Genomic DNA, 7,614 nt, shown 5'->3' with positions numbered 1-7,614 from the left:
GCCCCGATCGATGCTGTGGACGACAGCGGTAGCGCCAACGGTGCGTCGGGCGGCACTGCCGTGCCGAACGTGCTGACGAACGACACCTTGAACGGTGCGGCGGCGACGCTCGCCAACGTCACGCTGACGCAGACCTCGACGACCAACCCGAACGTGACGCTGGACCCGGCCACGGGTGCGGTGAACGTGGCCCCGGGTACGCCGGCGGGCACGTACACGGTCGTGTACCAGATCTGCGAACAGCTGAACCCGAGCAACTGCGATACGGCCAACGTGACGGTGACCGTCTCGGCGGCGCCGATCACAGCGACCGACGATCCTGCGACCACGCCGCAGAACACGCCAGTCACGGTCCCGGTGCTGAGCAACGACACGCTCAACGGTGTGCCGGCGACGCCGAGCACGGTCACGACGACCGTGACGGTGCCGCCCACCAATGGCACGACCACGATCAATCCGGATGGCACGATCACCTACACCCCGACCCCGGGCTTCTCGGGCACGGATACCTTCACCTACCAGATCTGCGAGACGCTCAATCCGAGCAACTGCGATACGGCAACGGTGACGGTGACGGTGGCGGCCAACACGGTCGACGCGGTCAACGACACCGCCAACACGCCGCAGAACACCCCGGTGACCACGCCGGTGCTCGGCAACGACACCACGACCGGCGCTCCGCTGGATCCGGGTTCGGTGACGGTGACCACGCCGCCGACCAACGGCACCACCGTGGTGAACCCGGACGGCAGCATCACTTACACGCCGACCCCGGGCTTCTCGGGCACGGATACGTACACCTATCAGGTGTGCGACACCTCGACCCCGACGCCGGTCTGCGACACGGCAACGGTGACAGTGACGGTCGCGGCCAACACGGTCGACGCGGTCAATGACACGGCCAACACACCGCAGAACACCCCGGTGACCACGCCGGTGCTGGGCAACGACACTACGACCGGCGCTCCGCTGAACCCGAGCTCGGTGACGGTGACGGTGCAGCCGCCGAACGGCACCACCGTGGTGAACCCGGACGGTAGCATCACCTACACGCCGACACCTGGCTTCTCGGGCACGGATACGTACACCTATCAGGTGTGCGATACCTCGACCCCGACGCCGGTCTGCGACACGGCGACGGTGACGGTAACCGTAGCGGCGAATGTCGTCACCGCGATCGACGACACCGCCAACACGCCGCAGAACTCGCCGGTGACCACGCCGGTGCTGGGCAACGACACCACGACCGGCCAGCCGCTGGATCCGGCTTCGGTGACGGTGACCACGCCGCCGACCAACGGCACCACCGTGGTGAACCCGGACGGCACGATCACGTACACGCCGAAGCCCGGCTTCGCCGGCACGGATACGTACACCTATCAGGTGTGCGACACCTCGACGCCGACGCCGGTGTGCGACACCGCGACGGTGACGGTGACGGTGCAGCCGAACGTGGTGACCGCGGTCGACGATCCCGCCGAAACACCGGCCAACCAGCCGGTGACGATCCCGGTGCTCGACAACGACACCGTGACGGGCGCGCCGCTGGATCCGGGCTCGGTCACGATCACCGTGCCGCCGTCCAATGGCACGGTGACGGTGAACGACGACGGCACGATCGTCTACACGCCGAATCCGAACTTCATCGGCACGGATACCTTCACCTATCAGGTGTGCGACACCTCGACGCCGACGCCGGTGTGTGACACCGCGACGGTGACGGTGGACGTGAAGGGCCAGCCGCCGGTCGCGAATCCGGATCCGGATGCGGGTACGGGCGCGCCTGGCCAGCCGGTGACGATCCCGGTGCTCGGCAACGACACCGATCCTGACAACAACATCGATCCGGGCACGGTCGTGATCGTCGGCGCCCCTGGCGACGGCAAGACCCTGGTCGTGCCGGGCGAAGGCACCTGGAAGGTGAATCCGGACGGCACGATCACTTTCACGCCGGAAGAGGACTTCGTCGGCAAGACCACGCCGATCGAATACACGGTGTCGGATACGACCGGTCTGAAGTCCAACCCTGCGCAGGTCAGCGTCGAGATCAAGAGCGCGGCTCGCATACACGTGATCAAGACGGCCTCGCCGCGCGACGTGAAGATCGGCGATCTGGTCCGCTACACCGTGACGATGGAGAACACGGGCGAATCGGATCTCGTCAACGGCGTGCTGATCGATACGCCGCCCGCGGGCTTCACCTACGTCAACAACTCGTTGACCGTGGCGGATCGCGATGGCGCCGGTCGCCTGACGGGCACGTACCCGATCGGCGTCGATCAGATCGACATCAAGGCCGGCGAGCGTGCGACGGTGATGTATCTGCTGCGTGTCGGCGCGGGCGTCGGTGCGGGCATCCACACCAACCACGCCATCGTGCAGGAGCGCGGAACGACGATCTCGAACGACGCGACGGCCAACGTGCAGTTGGTGGCCGATCCGCTGCTCGACGAATCGCTGATCATCGGTAACGCCTACGACGATCGCGACGGTGACGGCTGGCAGGATCCCGCGACGATGACCGGCGTGCATGTCCAGGGCGGCTTCGCTCCGGGTGCCTATGTGCCGAACTCGACCACGGTCGATCGCGGCAACGGCCCGGCACCGGAGCCCGACGCCAGCTCGCCGATGCTGCATGGCATCGCGATCGGCGAAGTGTCCGGTCGTCAGTCCGAGGCCGACACGGTCGATGCGCACAAGGTCGTGGTGAGCCAGAAGCTCAGCTCGCTCGACTTCACCGACGACTTCGTGCTCACCACGAAGCAGGGCGTGAGCGTGCGCATGGATGCGGCCGGCAAGACCCGCCTCGAACGCAACAGCGGCGACGCCGCCAAGGGTCTGACGGGTGCGGAGCCGACCGTGGAGCGTCGCGTCAGCCAGATCGATGGCGGCTACCGCGTCGATTACGTGATCGGCAACGCCGGCATCGACGAACGCGGCATCCCCGGCGTGCGCATCGCTTCGGTGGAAGGCCTGATCGTCGAGACGGATCAGTTCGGTCGCTATAACCTGATCGGCATCAACGGTGGCCCGGCCAACCGCGGACGTAACTTCATCCTGAAGGTGGATCCGGCGACCCTGCCGCCAGGCAGTGTCTTCACCACCGACAACCCGCAGGTCCGCCGTATCACGCCCGGACTGCCGGTGCGCTTCGACTTCGGCATCAAGCTGCCGTCCGGCCTGATCGAGGGCAAGGGCGACGAGCAGGTCGAGATGGAGCTGGGCGAGGTGATGTTCGACGACGCCAGCGCCAAGCTGCGCGAGCAGTACCTGCCGGTCATCGACAAGATGGCCGAGCAGGTGAAGCAGCACAGCGGCGGCGAAGTCGTGATCGCGGCGAATGGCGAGTCGCAGGCCCTGGCCTACGACCGCGCCAAGGCGGTGCAGTCGGCGCTGCTGGCGCAGCTCTCGGCCGAACAGGCGAAGTCGCTGCAGGTCAGCCTGCGCACGGATGTCGCCGATGCCGGCAGCACGCTGTTGAAGCTGGACGGTCAATCGCGACTGCTCGGTGATGTGCTGTTCGACACCGACAAATCCGAGATCAAGCCGGAGTTCGCGCCGGTGATCGAGAAGATCGCGGCCGACATCGACAAGCTTGGGACAGGGCGTGCTGGCGAGATCGGGGTGGGCGTGATCGGGCATGCCGACAAACGCGGAGCGCCTGCCTACAACGACGCGCTCGCACTGCGTCGCGCCAAGGCGGTGTACGAGGCCATCGCAGCGAAATTGAGCCCGGAGGTGCGCAGCAAGCTGCGCGTGGAAATCAGCGACAACCCGACAGCCCCTGTCGGTTCAAGCAAATAACCGGGGGGACGCCGACATGAAAATGAAACTGCTCGACTACACCCTGATCTGCCTGCTCTCCGGCGTCGCCCCTCTGGCGGCGGCGCAGGAGACGTCGACGGCGACCGTCGCCGGCGCATCCGGCGGCAGCGGGGAACAGCAGACACCTCCGGCCGTCGATTGCAGCGGCAACACCTGCTCGGACGAGAAGGGCGTGGTGATGCGCGTGCGCACGCGTGGCGCACGCCAGCCAGTCACCGGCACCGATGCCTCGACGTCGAAAGCGTTGCAACCTGATCGTCGCGTCAGCGTGCAGACGGAACAGCCGACCGCGGGCCAGACGGTCGCCGGTGGCCCGGGCAAGGCCGTGGCGATCGGCAAGTGGACCGCGCAGCTGCCCAACGGCGGCGTGATCTGGGCGACCGAGGATCCCAATCTTGGCCAGCCCGAACTCACGGTGTCCGCGCCGTCGCTGGTGTCCTTCGAGAACGGCCGCATCACCAAGCCGGTGCAGTTCTACGCCCGCAACAACTATTCCGCCTTCATCCAGCGCGCCGAAGTCCTGATCTATCGGGCTTCCGACCAGGATCTGGTCGATCCGCTGGCCACGGTGCCGCTGCCGATCGCGGCGGTGAGCGACGTGAAGTGGGATGGCACGCTGCCCGCCGGTCTTGAAGCACGCGTCGGTGATGAACTGATCTACATCGTCCGCGCCTATGGTGCGGACGGTGCCTACGACGAGACCTACGCCAGCCGCATGCAGCTGGCGCGGCCGGAAGACGTGCAGCGCGGTGCGGATCTGCTGCGCAATTCCATCGAGAAGCAGTACGGCAGTAACTACACCGACGACGATGCGCAGGAAAAGAGCCTGATCGACAGCGTGTTCGGCAGCAGCAACGGTTTGCGGCAGCAGAACATCCCGATCTACGGTTCGCGCATCCGCATCCAGGGCCGCAACATCCCTGAGGAATACAACGTCGAGATCAACGGCGAGACCTATCCGGTCGACCTGGAGCGCAAGCTGGTCGCCGAATATCTCGTGCCGATCGGTCAGCACAAGTTCGACGTCGGCCTGATCGGCAGAAACAAGCAGGAAATCCACCACACGCTCGACATCGACGTGAGCGGCCGCTACATGTTCGCCGTCGCATTGGCGGATCTGACGGCATCGAAGGGCAGTGTTTCCGGTTCGATCGAACCGCTGGCCGGCGACGATCACTACGACAAGGACTTCCTGCTGGAAGGCCGCCTGGCGTTCTACCTGAAGGGCAAGATCAAGGGCAAATACCTGATCACCGCGCAAGCCGACACGCAGGAGCGCGAGGTCAAGGAGCTGTTCAACGGCTTCTGGGACGCCGATCCGCAGGACGTGTTCCGCCGCCTCGATCCGGATCAGTATTACCCGGTCTACGGCGACGATTCGACCACGTACCGCGACGTCGACACGATGGGCCGCCTGTACGTGCGCGTGGACTGGGACAAGAACCAGGCGCTGTGGGGCAACTTCGAAACCGGCTTCACCGGTACCGAATATGGCCAGTATTCGCGTGATCTGTACGGCGGCGCGTTCAACTGGCGCAGCCGCCGCACCACGTCGTTGGGCGAGGCGGGCACCGAGGTGCGCGCGTTCGGTTCGGAAGCGCAGACGGTTCCGGGACACACCGAATTCCTCGGCACCGGCGGCAGCACCTATCACCTCAAGCACACCGATCTGCTGCCGGGTTCGGAGCGCGTGATCATCGAAGTGCGCGATCCGACCACCGGTCGGGTCGAGGCACGCGTGCCGTTGCAGAACGGTCCGGACTACGAGATCGACGCCTATCAGGGCCGCATCATCCTGGCGCGTCCGTTGACGGGCACGACCAAGGGCTCCGAGTACAAGCCGCGGCTGACCATCGATGGTCCGCTGGACGGCTACGTGCAGGTGCTGCTGGTCGACTACGAGTACGTGCCGAACGGTTTCGATGCCGACAAGGTCGCCGCCGGTTTCCGCGGCAAGCACTGGTTCGGCGATCACGTCGCCGTCGGCGGCACCTACGTCGACGAGAACCGCGCCGGCGAGGACTACACGCTGAAGGGCGCGGACATCACGCTGCAGGCCGGTCGCGGCACCTATCTGAAGGTGGAGCACAACAAGACCGAGGCGACCAGCGTCCCGGTGTTCTACTCCGACAACGGCGGCATGAGCTTCCTGGAAACCAATCCGATCACCGGCCCGCGCAAGGGCGAGGCGACGGCGGTGGAAGCGCGCATCAACCTGAAGGAACTCGGCTGGACCAAGCTCGACTGGTCCGCCGGTGCCTGGTGGCGCCACGTCGATGAAGGTTTCTCGATTGCCCGCAACGACTTCGGTCAGGAGATCGAGGAGAAGGGCTTCGAGGTGCTTGGGCAGTTCGCGCCCAACTTCAACATCTACGGCCGCTACAGCCGTGCCGAACGCGGGCAGGAATCGCTCGAGCAGGATCAGCTGACCGCCGAATGGCGCGTGACCGAGGACGTGACCCTGGCCGGCGAAATACGCCGTGTGCAGGAAGAGCGTATTACCGGTGACGCCATCGGCACGCTCGGCGCGTTCCAGTATAAGCAGCGCTTCGGCACCTCGTGGGAAGCCTACGGCACCGCGCAGCTCACGCTCGATGACGACAACGGCCGCTACGCCGACAACGACGCTTTCACCTTGGGCGGCAAGTACCTGTTCGGCAATCTGTCGAGCATCGGTGCCGAAGCCACCACGGGCGATCGCGGCGACGCGGCGCAGATCAACGCCGAGTATCGCCTGACGCCGGATCACACGGTCTATGCCGGTTACACCTACTCGACCGACACCAGCAAGTACGACCCGCTGTTCAACAACCGCATCGTGCCGGGCTGGACGCTGGGTCAGCGCTGGCGCCTGTCGAACCAGGTCAACCTGTACAACGAAAGCCAGTTCCTGAAGGAGCCCAACGAAAGCGGTCTCCAGCACACCTACGGCATGGATTTCTATCCGGGCGTGGGCTGGAACCTCGGCTTCGTGCTGACCACGGCCGACATCGACAAGGAAATCGGCACCGTCGATCGCGACACGGTGAGCATCTCCGCCGGCCGCACCTCGAACCAGACGCAGTGGTCCAGCAAGCTGGAGTGGGGTCGCGATACAGGCGCCGAGCGTCGCACGAAGTGGGCGACCACCAACTACCTGACGCACAAGGTCACCGAGAGCCTGCGTCTGGCGGCCCGCTTCAACTATGAGGATGTGGACGACGAGATCGATCCCACCGCCGGTTCGAAGTTCATCGAAGGCAACTTCGGTTTCGCATGGCGTCCGTGGAATTCGACCCGCTACGCGTTGTTCGGCAAGTACACCTACCTGTACGACGTCTCGACGCTGGAGCAGGTGGGCGACAACACTGCCTTCTACGATCAACGCAGCCAGATCCTGTCGCTGGAAGGCGTGTACAACCCGGACAACCGTTGGGAGTACGCCGCCAAGCTGATGCGCCGTCGCGGCGAAGTGCGACTGGGTCGCATGACCGGCGAATGGGCCGATTCCACGGCCACCTTCGCCGCCGCGCAGGTGCGTTACGAGTTCGCGGACCAGTGGCACACGCTGTTTGAATATCGCTGGCTCGACGTCACCGACGGCGGTACTCGGCAGGGCTTCCTGGCTGGCATCGATCGCGATCTGGGCCGCAACTTCAGGATCGGCATCGGCTACAACTTCACCAAGTTCAGCGACGACCTCACCGATTTCGATTACGACCACAAGGGCTTCTTCCTCAACGTGGTCGGTCGCTACTAAATCATCAAAAAGCTTTCCCCGGCAGCGGCTTCTGGCCGCTGCCGGCGAGG

The 7,614-nt window shown here is 65.2% G+C and carries 2 protein-coding genes; both read left to right on the top strand.

The window, feature by feature from the left end:
- Positions 1-3,804: Ig-like domain-containing protein (locus tag AC1RNP_RS18660; RefSeq protein ID WP_493052796.1), on the top strand; the 3,804-nt coding region annotated here is incomplete at its 5' end.
- A 16-nt stretch (positions 3,805-3,820) separates the two neighbouring features.
- Positions 3,821-7,564 carry an RHS repeat domain-containing protein gene (locus tag AC1RNP_RS18655; protein ID WP_493052795.1) on the top strand — a complete coding sequence of 1,248 codons (3,744 nt, stop codon included), beginning with the start codon at positions 3,821-3,823 and terminating at the stop codon, positions 7,562-7,564.
- Positions 7,565-7,614: the final 50 nt, after the last annotated feature.

This window comes from Luteimonas sp. GW821-FHT14E02 (assembly GCF_058803905.1).
Note: the sequence above shows the minus strand (reverse complement) of the source record. Positions and strands in the feature narration are given on the sequence as shown.